Source organism: Ruegeria sp. AD91A, assembly GCF_003443535.1.
Lineage (GTDB): Bacteria > Pseudomonadota > Alphaproteobacteria > Rhodobacterales > Rhodobacteraceae > Ruegeria.
In genome coordinates this window covers 380,142-395,929 of record NZ_CP031946.1, presented here as the reverse complement: position 1 = coordinate 395,929, position 15,788 = coordinate 380,142, and the positions used below count along the sequence as shown (strand labels likewise).

The following is a 15,788-nucleotide window of genomic DNA, read 5'->3' as shown; positions in this document are numbered from 1 at the left end:
TGAACAATTGATGCTATGTTGAATCTTACGCCGCGCCGAGCTTTTCAACCAGTCGTTGCATAAACTTGTGCCCCGCATCGAACTGCGCGATCGATATGAACTCGTTCGGCTGATGAGCCTGCGCAATATCACCAGGACCGCAAATCACGGCTGAATACCCGGCCTCCTGAAACTGCCCCGCCTCTGTCCCGTAGCTGACAACGTGGCTTGCGTTATCCCCGGTCAGCGTACGCACTAAAGCTTCCGCTTCTCCGTCCCGTTCAGGCACCAGTCCCGGAATTGAAAAATGTTCCTTCAGTTCGATGCGTGTTTCAGGGTGGACAGCCTGCATCCGTGCCTCGGCCGCGCGGACCTGCTGAAAATACGCGTCCTGCCATTGCGCCTTTGACTCATCCGGCACTGTGCGGAAATCCATCATGAACCGACAGTCTTTGGCAGTGATGTTGTGGGCTGTCCCGCCTTCTATCATTCCGACATGACAGGTTGTCCACGGCGGGTCAAATACGACCGCGATTTCGCTCGGCTCAGCGGCCATGCTTTCGGCATTTCTGTGATTTGCCCAGTCGATCAGAGGTGCCGCCGCCATGATCGCATTCACGCCGGTATGCATGATCGAACTGTGCACTTCGAACCCCACGATGTGAGTATCAAAGCCGAACCCGCCCTTGTGCCCCGTCACAGCCTGCATCATTGACGGCTCACCCACGATCACTGCTGATCCCTTGGGCAAGACCTGTTGCATTGCCTCAATCATGGGCGGCGCACCGGTGCATCCGACCTCTTCGTCAAAGCTGAGCGCAAGTTGCAGCGGCCGCTTTATTTCAGCGTAATGCGCCTCGACCAGAGCCCAGATCGCCAGAGCGTCAAAACCCTTCATGTCGCAGGTGCCGCGACCGAAATACTTGCCGTCCTTCTCGGTCACCGTGAACGGATCGGAATCCCAAGGCTGCCCTTCGATCGGCACGACATCCGTATGCCCGGACAGAACCAGCGCACCCTCTTCCATCGGACCCACATGCGCAAAAATTGCAGCCTTGTGCGGTTGATCCGGGTCCGGCCACCGATGGGGTGCGATTCCATGACCTTGCAGATATTCCTCAACCCAATCCACCAGCGGCAGATTGGTGTCACGGCTTACGGTCGGAAATGAGATCAGCTTTGTCATGATCTCAAGCGGCGTCAAGCGTTTCGCCATTGGGGTCAATACCCGCTGTCGGTGGTCAGAATGAAGTGCCCGGCCTCAACCTCTCGATATTGCGAAGGTTCCGGCGTGTAGTCAGTGGGATGAATCGGAGATGGGATCGGTTTGAAATTCAGATCCTTTTCCGATTTCCGCTTGTTCGGGTCCGCAATCGGAACCGCCTTCATCAGCGCCTGTGTATAGGGATGCTGCGGGTTCTCGAATACCCGCGCCCGGGGCCCAAGTTCGACAATTCGACCCAGATACATGACCCCGACATAATGGCTAACCCTTTCAACCACGGCCATATCGTGACTGATGAACAGATAAGACAAGCCCAGTTCGGACTGCAATTCCATCATCAGGTTCAAAACCTGCGCCTGCACCGACACGTCGAGGGCCGAAACCGCCTCATCCGCGATGATAAGCTTGGGGTTCAGGGCCAGAGCCCGCGCGATGGCAATCCGCTGCCGCTGACCGCCCGACATTTCATGCGGGAACCGACGCATGAAGCTGCGCGGCAGTTGCACCTTGTCGAACAGTTGCGCCACGCGGTCCTGCAGTTCCGATCCCGATGCCACGCCATAGTTGCGCATCGGCTCGGCCACCTGATCGACCAGCTGCATCTGCGGGTTCAGCGAGGCGAACGGATCCTGAAAGATCATCTGCATGTCCAGCCGCGCCTTGCGCAAGCCAGACGGATCAAGCTTCATGATATCAACACCGTCCATATCAATCTCGCCCGCCAGAGGCTCGACCAGTCGCAGGATCGAGCGCCCCGCCGAAGACTTGCCGCACCCGGATTCGCCGACAAGACTGAGCGTTTGACCTTTGTTCAGTGTGAACGAGACATCCTCGACCGCATGAACGTTCGAGATCGTGCGCCGCAAAAGCCCGCCTTTGACCGGGAACCGGGTCGTCAGGTTCTTGACGGTCAGAAGAACCTCGTCTGTGCCCGGGATCGGTGCAATATTCTGCCCTTCGACCCCCAGCAGTTTCATCGGCTCGGGCGCAAATTTACCTTGCATCTCGCCCAGTTTCGGCACCGCGGCCAGCAAGGCTTTAGTATAGTCGTGCTGCGGGTTTTCAAAGATTTCTTTGACGGTGCCTTCTTCGACCTTGTTGCCGCGGTACATGACGACGACACGGTCGGCCATCTGGGCAACCACAGCCATATCGTGGGTGATGAACATCACAGCCGTGCCGGTTTCCCGCTTGAGACGGTCCATCAGCGCGAGAATTTCGGCCTGAATGGTCACGTCAAGCGCTGTGGTGGGTTCGTCGGCGATCAGCAGGCGCGGCTCACAGGCCATAGCCATCGCAATGACAACGCGTTGACGCATCCCGCCCGACAGCTCGTGCGGATACTGTTTCAGGCGGCGCTCAGGCTCAGGTATGCGAACCTGGCGCAACAATTCAAGCGCCCGCGCTTCTGCCTGTGACTTCGACATTTCCTTGTGGATACGCAGTCCTTCGGTCAACTGGCGACCAACGGTGAAAACGGGGTTCAGGGCGGTCATCGGCTCCTGAAAGATCATCCCGATTTCATTGCCGCGAATCTGTTTCATCAGATCCTGATCGACCTTGGCCAGGTCCACTTCTTCGCCATCGCGACGATCAAACAGCAGCTCTCCGCCCGCGATTTTGCCGCCACCGAACTCGACCAGCCGCATCAAAGACAATGACGAAACCGACTTTCCCGAGCCCGATTCGCCAACGATACAAACGGTTTCGCCTGGTTTGACCTCGAACGAAACGTCCTCAACGCCGACAACAGGACCGTCCTTCGTCTGAAACTCCACCCGTAGTTTTCTGATTTGAGCAATAGGCTGATCCAGCACGTGCGCGCTCCCTTGACGACGTTATTCTTGTTCTGAATGCCGAACGCTACGGCGGGCCACTGGGAAAAGTCAAACCCATTACACATTTTCGCGACGGCACCACTTGCATTTTTCTCAAGTTCTGTTTCGATACCCAACGTAACCGGCTTGGGGCGGCAGTGCCAACGGAAACCGTTAGCGCTATTATCTTTGCTAGTCAAAGCCTTAACCCAAGACGGCAACGCCAAACCCGCAGGCCTTGCGGAGATAATCGAGACACGAACGTGTCCAATTCGGGAGTGACTTATGAAAATCAAAACCCTTTTGCTTGGTGCGATCGCAAGCACGGCAATGGCCCCCGCGGCCTTTGCCGAGCGCGGTTCGGACGGCAATGTCAGCATCATCTATTGGCAGGCTCCGTCGATCCTGAACCCGTTCCTGTCTGGCGGCACGAAAGACGTGGAATCAGCTTCGCTGGTGATCGAGCCTCTGGCCCGCTACGATCAGGACGGCAACATGGTGCCGTATCTGGCATCCGAGATTCCGACCGTGGAAAATGGCGGTGTCAGCGAAGATCTGACGTCGATCACATGGAAAATCACGCCGGGAATCAAATGGTCGGACGGCTCTGCGTTCACCGCCGCTGACGTGAAGTTCACCGCCGATTACTGTATGCACCCGGAAGGTGGCTGCGCGCAGGTGACAAAGTTCGAAGGCGTCACCTCGGTCGAAGCTGTTGATGACCTGACCGTTAAAGTTACCTTCGACAAGCCAACACCGTTCCCCTATGGCCCGTTTGTCGGCGGCGAAAGCCCGATCATTCAGGCCGCACAGTTCGCCGATTGCCTTGGTGCGAAAGCGCCTGAATGCACCGACCAGAACTTCAACCCCATCGGAACCGGCCCATTTGTCGTCACCGAGTTCAAACCGAACGACGTGATTACATTCAAGGCAAATGACAATTATCGTGACCCGGCCAAACCGGCCTTTGCGACTGTGACCTTCAAGGGCGGTGGTGACGCAACTGCTGCTGGTCGTGCCGTCATGGAAACCGGTGAATTTGACTATGCCTGGAACCTTCAGTTGGCGCCTGAAGTGATCGCACAGATGCAGGAAGGTGGCAAAGGTACGCCGGTTGCAGGCTTCGGCCCGCTGGTCGAGCGTATCATGATGAACCAGACCAACCCGTCGCCCGACCTGCCGGAAGGCGAGCGTTCGACCGCAAAGCACCCGCACCCGTTCCTGAAGGATCCGGCCGTTTACAAAGCCATGTCCATGGCCATCGACCGTCCGCTGCTGGTGGAGATCGGCTATGGTCAGGCTGGTAAAGTGACCTGCAACTGGGTTCCGGCGCCTGCCGCGTTCAACTCGACCTCGATGACCTGCGACACGCAGGATATCGAAGGCGCGAAAAAGCTGTTGGATGATGCGGGTATCGTGGATACCGATGGCGACGGCGTTCGCGAAAAAGACGGTGTTCCTTTGAAAATCGTCTACCAGACCTCGACCAACGCTGTCCGTCAGGACTTCCAGGCGCTGATCAAGGAGTGGTGGAGCCAGATCGGTATCGAATCCGAACTGCGCAACATCAACGCGTCGGTCTTCTTCGGTGGTGACCCGGGCTCGCCTGACACCTTCCAGAAGTTCTATGCTGACGTTGAGATGTACGCCAACACCTTCAACGGCACCGACCCGCAGTCCTATCTGGGCAACGGCCTGTGCGATAAGGCACCTCGCCCCGAGACCCAGTGGCAGGGTGAAAACATCAGCCGCTTCTGCAACGAAGAGTTCGACAAGCTGCACGGTCAGCTGGCTGAAACTGCGGGTCTTGAGCAACGTGCCGAGATCGCGAAAAAGCTGAACGACATCATGGTTGAAAACGGTGGCATGATCCCGCTGGTTCACCGTGGTCGTCTGTCGGCGCACGCAAACACCCTGGGTGGCGTTGTCCTGAACGTTTGGGACAGCGAGCTGTGGAACATTGCGGACTGGTACCGCAAGACCGGTTCCTAAGCCCTGACCTTGCAAAACCGCGCCCCGATCGTTATCGGGGCGCGGTCATTTGCATACCACCCCAACAAGAAGACGCATATAAAGGCGCCTCTTAATGCTTAATTTTACAATCAGACGACTGGTGCTGGCGGTTCCAACACTGCTGTTCATCAGCCTCGTCATCTTCCTGCTCCTCGAACTCGCACCCGGCGATCCGATGGCGCAGGTTCCGCTCACCGTTCCCCCCGAAGTCAAAGAAAAGATGCGCGAGGCGCTTGGCCTCGGCCAGCCGATGCATATCCGGTTCTGGAAGTGGATCGTGCAGTTCTTCTGGATCGAACCGCAGGTTCTGATCGACTCGATGTTCGGTACAACCTTTTCCGAAGGCGACCTGCGCGTGATATCCTGGCAGACCCGTTCGCCTGTCATGGACATCGTCGTTCAGCGGATTCCCCAGACCCTGTGGGTTGTCGGCACCGCATACGTGGTCGCTATCCTGATCGCCCTGCCTATCGGTATCTATTCGGCTTATCGTCAGTATTCCTGGTTTGACCAGATGGGTACTTTCGTGTCGATGGTCGGTTTTTCTGTCCCGCCCTTCTTTTCGGGTGTGCTGGTGATCGTGATCTTCTCGGTCCAACTGGGCTGGTTCCCGTCGATCTATGACACCACGCTTGTGGTCAACAGTTGGGACAGCTTCATGCTGCAGCTAAAACAGATGATCATGCCCGTCATGGTTCTGGCCCTGCAAATCACGGCGCAGCTCAGCCGGTTCATGCGCGCCTCGATGCTGGACAATCTCAATCAGGATTACGTCCGAACCGCCCGCGCCAAAGGCCTGAGCGAATACACGGTGGTCATGGTCCATGTGCTGCGGAACTCGATGATCCCCGTGGTGACGGTTATTGCGCTGGGTATCCCGGCTATCTTCGGTGGCGCCATCATCACCGAACAGGTGTTCAAGGTGAATGGTATCGGTCAGTTGCTGATCGGGGCAATTCAGGCAAACGACCTGCCCATGGTGCAAACCCTGACCTTCATCTTTGCCGTGTTGATCGTCCTGTTCAACCTGATCGCGGACGTTCTCTATGGCATTCTGGACCCGAGGATTCGCTATGACTGATCATGATCGTACCGATACGCTGGTCCCGGACGAAGGGCTTGCTCCTGCCTCGACCGCACTGCCGACTGCTGACGTGATGGAAGAACTTGCCACCCCACCCCGCAGCCAATGGCGCGATGTGTGGGATCAGTTCAAGACACACAAAGGCGCAATGATCGGGGCGATCCTGTTCATCTTCATCGTGGCGGGCGTGTATCTGGGGCCATATCTCTGGAGCATTGATCCGACGCAGATCGATATCCGAGCCCGAAATCAGGGACCCAGCTGGGGGCATCCTTTCGGCACGGACCAACTGGGCCGGGATATTCTGGCCCGCATGATGTCGGGGGGGCAAACTTCGGTATCCGTGGGCATCACAGCGATGTTGCTGGCGCTGTTTCTGGGATCGTTCATCGGCGTTCTGGCGGGGTTCTTCAGACGGCTGGATGGCCCGCTCATGCGCCTGACCGATCTGTTTCTGGCCCTGCCCCTGCTGCCTTTGCTGCTGGTCATGATGCTGCTCTTCCGCGAACCCCTGTCGGCCGCGTTCGGGCTGGAGCGGGGGATCTTCATCCTGATCGTCTGTGCCATCGGCATCACTTCGTGGATGCCTACAGCACGGATCGTACGCGGTGACGTGTTGGCCATCAAAGAGCGCGAATTTGTTCTGGCTGCCCGGTCCATCGGTACCAGCAATTCGCAGATCATCGCGCGGCATATCCTGCCGAACGTGTTGTCTCCGATCATGGTATCGGCGACGCTGGGGATTGCCACGGCCATCATCACCGAAAGCGCGTTGTCGTTCCTGGGCTTGGGCTTCCCACCTGACTTCCCGACATGGGGCCGCCTGCTGTTTGACGGTGTCGATTATCTGCAGCAATACCCCGAGCGCGTGTTCTGGCCCGGTCTGGCGATCTCGCTTACCGTTCTCAGCGTCAACTATCTGGGTGACGGTCTGCGCGACGCGCTGGATCCGCGCATCCGCGGTCGTTGAACTAAACCTAGCCGGCGCGCTTCAGTGCGCCGGCCAACAGAACGATCAGAACGGCCAATGGCAGCAGTACGGCAAAAGCCAAACGCAGGCCGAACAATTCCGCCAGAAGACCGATCAACGGCGGCCCGATCAACAGCCCCCCATACCCCAAAGTCGCAACGCTTGCGATGGCTTGCCCCGGCGGCACATTCGGATCGCTGGCCGCCCGGCTGAATGCCAGCGGCATGATCACGGCATAGCCTATTCCCATCAAGGCAAACCCGGCCAACGCAGTCAAAGGCGTCGCCGCAGAAACCACCGAGAAAACCCCGAACGCGGCGCAAATACCGCCGAAACGGGCCGTAACGACCGGGCCGAACCGCGTGATAACAACGGCACCTGCAAGTCGAAACGCCACCATGGTCACTGAAAACACCGCATAGCCCAAGGCGGCGACACTTTCAGATGCCGCCGTGATGTCACGCAGATAAATCGCGCTCCAATCCGCGACGGCCCCTTCCCCCAAGGCACCGCACAGGGCCGCAAAGCCGACCAGTATCAACGTGCCGGACGGCAACGCAAAGACCGAGCTTTGGGGGCCATCGGATCGTCTCGACGTCCAGCTTACCGTTGATGAGGCAAGTGCCAGACCAACAACCACACCACCAGCAAAGAGGAAATGCTCAAGAACTGTTAGCCCCATCTGAACCGCAACATATCCGCTGAGTGCGCCAAGACCGGCCCCAAGGCTCCACATTGCGTGGAAAGAGGACATTACAGGTTTGTCGTACGCCTGCTCAACCTCAGCGGCCCACGCATTCATCGCAACATCCATGGACCCGTGGAAGGCGCCAAAGATAAACAGGAACACCGCCAGCCCCCAGAACCCATCAGCCAGGGCAAGCAAGATCAGCGACACTGTGTACAGAACCGCAATGATCCGGGTGATTGCGACAGCGCCGAAACGATCCGTCAGTCGCCCGGTTATCGGAAACGAGCAGACGGCCCCCGCCGCCATGAACAACAGACCGTATCCCAGTGCCTCATGAGACAGTTCCAACCTGTCTCGCACGGCGGGAATGCGTGACGCCCAGATCCCGAACAGGGCACCATTCAGAATGAACATGGCGGCGACAGCACGCCATGCGGCAACTACGCTTATCATATGACTCCCTCGCTCTGCGTTCCAAGTGCCCGCTTTCTACAGGCCAGATGAAACTTGGCAATTGCGGCTTAACCGAGCCGTTTGCGAATACGTCGGACCGCGTACCACACCCCGGCGACAACAGGGATCGTAACCGCCGCTGTCAGCATGCCTTTGCTGATGCCAGAGGCCGTCAACGGATACAAAAGGTAGCTGACCAGCGAAACCGCATAATAGCTGATGGCAACGACAGAAAGCCCCTCTACCGTGTGCTGCAAACGAAGTGCCAGATCGGCGCGACGGTCCATGCTTTCCAGCAACGCCTGGTTTTGCGCGCTGCGTTCAACATCCACCCTAGTCCGCAGCAGTTCACCAGCACGGATGGCCCGGTCCGACAAGGCCTGAAGGCGGCGTTCCGTAGATTTCACGGTGCGAATTGCGGGGTCATAGCGACGCATCATGAAATCGGCAAAATTCTGACCACCCTCGAAACGCTGTTCTCGCAACACTTCGATCCGCTGGTTGACGATAGCCTCATAAGCGCCCGTGGCGCCGAACCGGAAGGAGCACCGGGCCGACAAAGTTTCGAGTTCAATCGACGTTGACAGCAAATCCTGCAAAAGCACGTCAGGCTGAGCCGAGTTGTCGGTCATCTGCCCCATCAACCGGGTGAGTTGCCCGTCCAGTTCCCCGATACGCGGCATCAGCTGCTTGACGCGCGCAAAACCCAGCATCGACATCGCCTTATACGTTTCGATTTCGCATAGTCGCTGAATAATTCGCCCCGTCCGGCGCCGTCCGGTGCCCTCGGCCACGAATAAAGCAAAACGCATATGTCCTGCCGGATCGATACGAAAGTCACTGGCGCAAATGGCGGCATCGTCCAATACTCTGGCCACGGCCAGGCTTTCCGGCTCGAACCAATCCAGCAGTTTTGACTTCACCACATCGTCACTTTCGCGTTTAACGACGCGCACCATCGCCGACGTTACCCTTTGCCCCGGGCTGGCCATCAGCCAATCAGGCGGAAAGACTTCAAAGTCGGCCGGGTTGAAGGCGCGATCACTCACGTTCTGAGCGATCGCGGTGTAGGTCACGAATTCGGTATGCTGCTCCCACTTCAACCAGTGGCGACCAATCTGACCCGCGTAATGTGTTGCATCAGGTTGAGGATGCTGCGCGCCGTGGCGGTCCAGCAGGTCGATCAAGTGAGCCAAATCCTCACAACGATCACGAGCGACCGCAGCCTCTGGTTTCTTGATCGCCAGAAAGACCACCGTACAGGGCATTGACGCGACCGGGAACGGTCGAGCATGCAGTTCATTGGCCAGCGCATAGCGAAGGGGATGGTCATCTATCGGTGTCATTCAGGGCTCCGCCTCGTCTCGCGCACTATACGACACATAAACGATACATCAATTCTCTTTTTATTTCATACACTTACAAGGATACAATGGTATACAACACTGCTATCTCATTGATTTGGCTGCCACAGCTCGATGGGGTTGCCTTCGGGATCATGGATGCGGGCGAATTTTCCAACCTCGCTGTCCCAGTCCGGATCGGCTTCCACTGTAATTCCAGCTTGCTCAAGCTGCGCCGTCATCGCGGCCAGATCATCAACACGGAAATTGATCATCCACTGCTGATCGGCCCGACCGAAGTACTCGGTGTCCTCGGCGAATGGCGCAAAGACCGTATAGCCTTCACGCTGCTTCCAGGGCACGGGGTCATAGTAATCGACACCCAGGTGCTTCTCATACCAGGCGCTCAACGCCTTTGGGTCGCGGGCGCGAAAGAACACACCGCCAATGCCGTTCACCTTCTCCATCTTCGACCTCCCGCAATCCTCGGCTCCACCCCAGACTACCACACTCCGCCTGCTTCATCTGGCTGGAAATATCCTGGGAGTTTTGGGGGCAACGCCCCCATGCACACTCAAGAAGAAAAGGGCGCCCTAAGGCGCCCTTTGCACTCTGATCAAACCTGAAGATCAGTCGATCATGGGCAGCAGCTTGTCCAAGCTGGCTTTTGCGTCGCCATAGAACATGCGGGTGTTCTCCTTGAAGAACAGCGGGTTTTCGATACCCGAGTACCCGGTGCCCTGACCGCGCTTTGACACGAACACTTGCTTGGCCTTCCAACACTCCAGAACCGGCATCCCGGCGATGGGGCTGTTGGGGTCTTCCTGCGCCGCAGGGTTCACGATGTCGTTTGAGCCGATGACGATGGCCACATCGGTGTCCGGAAAGTCATCGTTGATCTCATCCATTTCCAGAACGATGTCATACGGCACCTTCGCTTCGGCCAGCAATACGTTCATGTGGCCCGGCAAGCGGCCCGCAACAGGGTGGATCGCAAAGCGTACGTTCTTGCCTTGCGCCCGCAGCTTGCGCACCAGTTCGGAAACCGACTGCTGCGCCTGTGCCACGGCCATACCGTAACCGGGGATGATCACCACGCTGTCGGCATCGTTCAAGGCCGCAGCCACACCGTCGGCTTCGATTGCGATCTGCTCGCCCTCAACAGCCATCTGCTCACCTTGCGGACCGCCAAAGCCGCCCAGGATCACGCTGACAAAATGACGGTTCATCGCTTTACACATGATGTAGGACAGGATCGCACCTGACGAGCCCACGAGCGCACCAACCACGATCAGCAGGTCGTTGCCCAGCGAGAAGCCAATCGCCGCAGCCGCCCAGCCGGAATAGCTGTTCAGCATCGACACAACCACCGGCATGTCAGCACCACCGATGCCCATGATCAGGTGATAACCGATGAACAACGCGGCCAGCGTCATCAGGAACAGCGGGAACAGGCCCCCTGTCGATGTGTACCAGATCAGGCAGATCAGCGAGAGACCTGCCGCCGTCGCATTCAGCGCATGGCCTCCGGGCAGCTTGGTCGCTGCCGAGGTCACTTTACCTGCGAGCTTGCCATAGGCGACGACCGAACCGGTAAAGGTGATCGCACCGATAAAGATGCCCAGGAACAGTTCCACATGCAGGATTGCCAGCTCAGCCGGGGTTTTCTTGGCGATCAGTTTGGCAAAAGCGCCCAGATCGGACAGGTCCGCCTGGCTTGCACTGTCAGCGATCGCCATGACCTGCGCCACGTTGCCAATCTCGAAATGGGCGTTGAAGCCAACGAACACGGCCGCAAGACCGACCAGCGAGTGCATCGCAGCCACCAGTTGCGGCATCTCGGTCATCTGGACGCGCTGCGCCACATATTGACCGATCAGGCCACCGCCGATGATCAGCAGGATGGACAGCAGCCACAGACCCGAACCCGGACCCACCAGGGTAGCAAACACCGCCAGCGCCATACCGACGATACCGTACCAAACCGCGCGCTTGGCGCTTTCCTGGTTCGAAAGGCCGCCGAGCGACAGGATGAAAAGGACAGCCGCAACAACATAAGCGGCAGAAGTGAAGCCAATCATATGCCCGACCTCCTTAAGATTTCTGGAACATGGCGAGCATGCGCCGGGTTACGAGGAAGCCACCAACAATGTTGATCCCAGCCATAAAGAGCGACAGCGCCGCCAGCAGGATGACCAGGAACGACCCCGACCCGATCTGCATTAGCGCCCCTACTATGATGATCGAAGAGATCGCATTGGTGATCGCCATCAACGGAGTGTGCAGGCTGTGCGCAACGCCCCAGATCACCTGGAAGCCTACAAAAATGGCCAGCACAAAGACGATGAAGTGCTGCATGAAGCTGGCCGGAGCGATCAGCCCCACCAACAGCATCAGCGCGCCGCCAACCCCCAGCAGGGTGAACTGCTGCTTGGTCTGTGCCTTGAACGCCGCAACCTCCTGCGCCTTTTTCTCTTCCGGGGTCAGTTCCTTGACCTCGGGTTTCTTCTGCGCCGCGATCGCCTGCACCTTGGGTGGTGGTGGCGGGAAGGTGATCTCACCCTCATAGGTCACGGTCGAGCCGCGGATCACGTCGTCTTCCATGTCGTGGTTGATCTGACCGTCCTTTTCAGGCGTCAGGTCCGTCATCATGTGACGGATGTTGGTGGCATACAGCGAGGAGGACTGCGCCGCCATCCGGCTGGGGAAGTCGGTGTAACCGATGATGGTCACGCCATTGGGGGTTACGACCTTTTCGTCAGGCACCGTGCCTTCGACGTTTCCGCCACGCTCAGCCGCAAGATCAACAATGACCGAGCCCGGCTTCATTGCCTTGACCATATCTTCCAGCCACAGCTTTGGTGCCGGGCGGTTGGGGATCAGGGCCGTCGTGATGACAATGTCTATTTCCGGGGCCAGTTCGCGGAACTTGGCCAGCTGCGCATTGCGGAATTCCTCGGACTGAACGCTGGCATAGCCACCGGTCGCCGCACCGTCCTGCTGGTCTTCCTCAAAGTCCAGATAGACGAACTCGGCCCCCATCGATTCGACCTGTTCGGCCACTTCCGGGCGCACGTCAAAGGCATAGGTAATCGCACCCAGCGAGGTCGAGGTTCCGATGGCCGCCAGACCGGCCACACCGGCACCGACGATCAGCACCTTGGCAGGCGGCACCTTGCCGGCTGCCGTCACCTGACCGGTAAAAAAGCGGCCAAAGTTGTTGCCAGCTTCGATAACCGCGCGGTAACCCGCGATGTTCGCCATCGAAGACAGCGCATCCATCTTCTGCGCACGGGAGATGCGCGGCACCATCTCCATGGCGATGACATTCGCGCCTTTGGATTTGGCCAGTTCCATCCCCTCTTCGTTGCCCGCAGGGTTGAAGAAGGAAATCAGCGTTTTGCCCTTGGTCAGACGTTTCAGCTCGGTCTCGGTCGGGATCCGAACCTTGGCGATGATATCTGCGGTTTTCCACAGCGACGCTGCTGTCTTGACCACCTCTACGCCCGCAGCCTCATACGCCGCGTCCGAAAAACCGGCGGCAACACCCGCTCCTTTTTCGATCAGGCACTCATAGCCCAGTTTTTGCAGTTGCACGGCCGAGTCCGGTGTCATCGCGACCCGGTTCTCGCCGTCCAGTATTTCCTTTGGCGTGCCTATCTTCACTGGCAGTCCCCCTAATTCTTACTCTGTCTGAGCGGGTGATCGGTATTCTTTGTTAAGCAAAGATGTATCCTGCGCAACATTATTTCGCAAGCGCAGCATTTCTGACGTGATGTCATTGCAGAATTCACCCTAGATCCAGCGCCGTGTCTTGCGTTCATAACGCGCGAAGTCGGCGCGAAAGGTTCGACGCAGGCGATCTTCTTCCGGCAGGATGAACCGACGCTCCAACACCCAGACGAAGACTGGTACAAGAACCAGGGACAATACGGCGTCAAAACGAAGAATAAGACCTGCAAGGATCAGAACATCGCCTGCATAGATCGGATTCCGACTGCGCTTGTAGATACCTGATTGCACCATAGACGACGGTGTTTCATGCGGAACGACAGTTGTCTTGTGGCGGCGGAATTCGACCACTGCCAAGACAGCCATCAGGAGGCCACCTCCGATCAGCACCCCGCTCAGAAGGTCCGTCAAACCGCCCTCAAGCGACAGGCCGAGTTTCAGATACTTGGCCTGCAACCAGGCAAGCCCAGCAAAAGCAATCAGCCAAACCGGCGGCACATCTATCCAGCGCATGCAGAGCCCTCATTGAGTGACGACAAGATCGAGCACATGTCGCATCTGAGCGATGTCCTACCGCTTTTGGGTCAAAATGGCAAAAGACCAGTATGTCGCATCGCATGGACTCACATTTGAGGATCGACTACCTCAAAAGCAATCACCGACGTTCACACAAGTTAGCGAGCCCTCATGACTGATTTTGCAGCAACCAAAGCCATGTTCGACCTGCCCGAGGGTGTCATCTATCTGGATGGCAACTCTCTGGGCCCTCTGCCGAAATCGGCAGGCGCGCGAGTACAAAGGATGCTGACCGAAGAATGGGGCCAAATGCTGATCACCGGATGGAACAAGGCAGGTTGGATGGGCTTGCCCACCGGGCTTGGCGACCGGATTGGTCGTCTGATCGGAGCAGAGCCCGGCAGCGTGGTGACCGGGGACACTTTGTCGATCAAGGTCTATCAGGCCCTGGCTTCGGCCCTTGAACTGAATCCGGATCGCAAAGTGGTTCTGTCGGATAACGGGAACTTTCCGTCGGACCTGTACATGGCGGATGGCCTGTTGCGGTCACTCGGCGACGACTACGAATTGCGGATTGTCGATCCCGAATCCGTAGCCGACGCGATCACCGAAGAGGTCGCCGTTCTTATGTTGACCGAGGTGGATTACCGCTCGGGCCGCATGCACGACATGAAAGCGCTGACCGAACTGGCACATGCCAACGGTGTAGTGACGGTCTGGGATCTGGCCCATTCCGCAGGGGCCATTCCCGTGGACCTTTCAGGGTGCAACGCCGATTTAGCGGTCGGGTGTACTTACAAGTACCTCAACGGAGGTCCCGGCGCACCGGCCTTCATCTATGTCGCACCCAGATTGGCAGACAACACACGCCCCGCCCTGTCCGGTTGGCTGGGGCACGAAGCGCCCTTTGCCTTCGATCTCGATTACCGCCCCGGCAACGGCATTGAGCGGATGCGGGTGGGAACGCCACCCATCATCCAGATGACGGCATTGTCGGCCGCCATGGACATCTGGGATATGGCGGACATGGCCGACGTTCGCGCCAAATCGGTTGAACTGACCGAGCTTTTCATAGAACGCGTCGAGGCAACCTGCCCGGATCTGCAACTGGCCAGCCCCCGCAATCCAGAGCTGCGTGGCAGCCAGATCTCGTTCCGTTTCAAGGAAGGGTATGCCGCCATGCAGGCCCTGATCGCCCGCGGCGTGATCGGAGATTTTCGTTCACCCGACATAATGCGGTTCGGCTTTACACCTTTGTATATCGACGAAGGCGATGTCGAACGCGCCGTCGAGATTATCGCCGATATCATGCAGAACCGCCTGTGGGACACGCCCGAATACAAGATCCGTCAGCGCGTTACCTGACTTTGAGCCCGGCGCCGAAAAGGGCCGCAACCTGTGCGACCTGCTGTTCATAGACCTCGGCACCGGCGCCAATCAGCTTTAACCCCTTGAGTGTGGCGGTTATCGTCCGTCCGGTCTCCGCCGCATCAGCCAGCAGGCGCACCCGGCCCGATTGTTCCTGACGCGTTAGCCAGTCCGCATAGATACCTGCCAATTTGGCCTCACCCGCTGCGATGATTTCGGAAGACAGGGACTTGGTGTTGTCCAGCATCTCAAGCCCGTGGGGTGAGGCCAGAATTTTTGCCATCCCTTCGGTCTGCGCCTGAACTGCACGGGTCAAAACCTCGGGCACCGACCCCTGCGTCGCCAGCGCTTCGGCCACCGCGACGCTCTTTTCGGCATAGTACAACTCAGTCAGCTTGCTGACGATCGCCTCTTTATTCTTGTAATGCAGATACACCGCCGGCCGAGACATCCCCGCGCCGCGCGCGATGTCGTCCATTGAGGTCTTTCGGTATCCGTAAGTGGAAAAGGCCTGAAACGCCGAATTCAGGATCGCCTGTTGCCGTGAGCCGTCACTGTTATCTTTCATGCCTGAAGATCTGACATTTTTTGCTCAAT

At 57.9% G+C, this 15,788-nt stretch carries 13 protein-coding genes; 4 read left to right on the top strand and 9 right to left on the bottom strand.

What is annotated here, in order from left to right:
- Window positions 1-25: 25 nt before the first annotated feature.
- Together argE and D1823_RS01965 are read right to left on the bottom strand one after the other, a co-directional pair.
- Window positions 26-1,195, bottom strand: coding sequence for an acetylornithine deacetylase (gene argE, locus D1823_RS01970; RefSeq protein WP_117868378.1), 1,170 nt, complete (start codon window positions 1,193-1,195; stop codon window positions 26-28).
- A gap of 5 nt (window positions 1,196-1,200) precedes the next feature.
- Complete coding sequence (locus D1823_RS01965) at window positions 1,201-3,021, bottom strand: ABC transporter ATP-binding protein (RefSeq protein ID WP_117868377.1); 1,821 nt, start codon at window positions 3,019-3,021, stop codon at window positions 1,201-1,203.
- A gap of 285 nt (window positions 3,022-3,306) precedes the next feature.
- Here D1823_RS01965 and D1823_RS01960 point away from each other — a divergent pair, with 285 nt between their 5' ends.
- The 3 genes from D1823_RS01960 to D1823_RS01950 all read left to right on the top strand — a co-directional run bounded on the left by D1823_RS01960 (window position 3,307) and on the right by D1823_RS01950 (window position 7,088).
- Entirely contained in the window at window positions 3,307-5,013 is a 1,707-nt protein-coding gene (locus D1823_RS01960) for a peptide ABC transporter substrate-binding protein (RefSeq protein WP_117868376.1), read from the top strand.
- Between the two features lie 94 nt (window positions 5,014-5,107).
- Window positions 5,108-6,115 carry an ABC transporter permease gene (locus D1823_RS01955; protein ID WP_117868375.1) on the top strand — a complete coding sequence of 336 codons (1,008 nt, stop codon included), beginning with the start codon at window positions 5,108-5,110 and terminating at the stop codon, window positions 6,113-6,115.
- Window positions 6,108-7,088, top strand: coding sequence for an ABC transporter permease (locus D1823_RS01950; protein ID WP_117868374.1), 981 nt, complete (start codon window positions 6,108-6,110; stop codon window positions 7,086-7,088). Before D1823_RS01955 ends, D1823_RS01950 begins: the two co-directional genes overlap by 8 nt.
- A 7-nt stretch (window positions 7,089-7,095) precedes the next feature.
- On the opposite strand, the gene D1823_RS01945 is transcribed toward D1823_RS01950, so the two are convergent.
- The 6 genes from D1823_RS01945 to D1823_RS01920 form a co-directional block, all read right to left on the bottom strand.
- Window positions 7,096-8,232, bottom strand: a complete 1,137-nt coding sequence (locus D1823_RS01945) for an MFS transporter (RefSeq protein WP_117868373.1) — start codon at window positions 8,230-8,232, stop codon at window positions 7,096-7,098.
- Window positions 8,233-8,300: 68 nt separating this feature from the next.
- Window positions 8,301-9,578 (bottom strand): DUF3422 family protein, encoded by a 1,278-nt coding sequence (locus D1823_RS01940; RefSeq protein WP_117868372.1) that lies wholly within the window; start codon window positions 9,576-9,578, stop codon window positions 8,301-8,303.
- 107 nt (window positions 9,579-9,685) lie between these two features.
- Window positions 9,686-10,042, bottom strand: a complete 357-nt coding sequence (locus tag D1823_RS01935; protein WP_117868371.1) for a VOC family protein — start codon at window positions 10,040-10,042, stop codon at window positions 9,686-9,688.
- Window positions 10,043-10,204: 162 nt separating this feature from the next.
- Window positions 10,205-11,656, bottom strand: coding sequence for an NAD(P)(+) transhydrogenase (Re/Si-specific) subunit beta (locus tag D1823_RS01930; protein ID WP_117868370.1), 1,452 nt, complete (start codon window positions 11,654-11,656; stop codon window positions 10,205-10,207).
- A 13-nt stretch (window positions 11,657-11,669) separates the two neighbouring features.
- Window positions 11,670-13,241: a Re/Si-specific NAD(P)(+) transhydrogenase subunit alpha gene (locus D1823_RS01925; RefSeq protein ID WP_117868369.1), complete on the bottom strand. Its 1,572-nt coding sequence runs from the start codon at window positions 13,239-13,241 to the stop codon at window positions 11,670-11,672.
- Window positions 13,242-13,370: 129 nt separating this feature from the next.
- Window positions 13,371-13,820, bottom strand: coding sequence for an isoprenylcysteine carboxylmethyltransferase family protein (locus D1823_RS01920; protein WP_117868368.1), 450 nt, complete (start codon window positions 13,818-13,820; stop codon window positions 13,371-13,373).
- A 174-nt stretch (window positions 13,821-13,994) separates the two neighbouring features.
- Here D1823_RS01920 and kynU point away from each other — a divergent pair, with 174 nt between their 5' ends.
- Window positions 13,995-15,188: a kynureninase gene (gene kynU, locus D1823_RS01915; protein WP_117868367.1), complete on the top strand. Its 1,194-nt coding sequence runs from the start codon at window positions 13,995-13,997 to the stop codon at window positions 15,186-15,188.
- Here kynU and D1823_RS01910 read toward each other — a convergent pair.
- Window positions 15,181-15,759: a TetR/AcrR family transcriptional regulator gene (locus D1823_RS01910; protein ID WP_117868366.1), complete on the bottom strand. Its 579-nt coding sequence runs from the start codon at window positions 15,757-15,759 to the stop codon at window positions 15,181-15,183. The two genes, kynU and D1823_RS01910, sit on opposite strands and share 8 nt — an antisense overlap.
- Window positions 15,760-15,788 lie beyond the last annotated feature (29 nt).

Excerpts from the sequence above, each read along its gene's own strand:
- argE (WP_117868378.1), bottom strand. The coding sequence starts at position 1,195 with ATGGCGAAACGCTTGACGCCGCTTGAGATCATGACAAAGCTGATCTCA.
- D1823_RS01960 (WP_117868376.1), top strand. The coding sequence starts at position 3,307 with ATGAAAATCAAAACCCTTTTGCTTGGTGCGATCGCAAGCACGGCAATG.
- D1823_RS01955 (WP_117868375.1), top strand. The coding sequence starts at position 5,108 with ATGCTTAATTTTACAATCAGACGACTGGTGCTGGCGGTTCCAACACTG.
- D1823_RS01950 (WP_117868374.1), top strand. The coding sequence starts at position 6,108 with ATGACTGATCATGATCGTACCGATACGCTGGTCCCGGACGAAGGGCTT.
- D1823_RS01945 (WP_117868373.1), bottom strand. The coding sequence starts at position 8,232 with ATGATAAGCGTAGTTGCCGCATGGCGTGCTGTCGCCGCCATGTTCATT.
- D1823_RS01940 (WP_117868372.1), bottom strand. The coding sequence starts at position 9,578 with ATGACACCGATAGATGACCATCCCCTTCGCTATGCGCTGGCCAATGAA.
- D1823_RS01935 (WP_117868371.1), bottom strand. The coding sequence starts at position 10,042 with ATGGAGAAGGTGAACGGCATTGGCGGTGTGTTCTTTCGCGCCCGCGAC.
- D1823_RS01930 (WP_117868370.1), bottom strand. The coding sequence starts at position 11,656 with ATGATTGGCTTCACTTCTGCCGCTTATGTTGTTGCGGCTGTCCTTTTC.
- D1823_RS01920 (WP_117868368.1), bottom strand. The coding sequence starts at position 13,820 with ATGCGCTGGATAGATGTGCCGCCGGTTTGGCTGATTGCTTTTGCTGGG.
- kynU (WP_117868367.1), top strand. The coding sequence starts at position 13,995 with ATGACTGATTTTGCAGCAACCAAAGCCATGTTCGACCTGCCCGAGGGT.
- D1823_RS01910 (WP_117868366.1), bottom strand. The coding sequence starts at position 15,759 with ATGAAAGATAACAGTGACGGCTCACGGCAACAGGCGATCCTGAATTCG.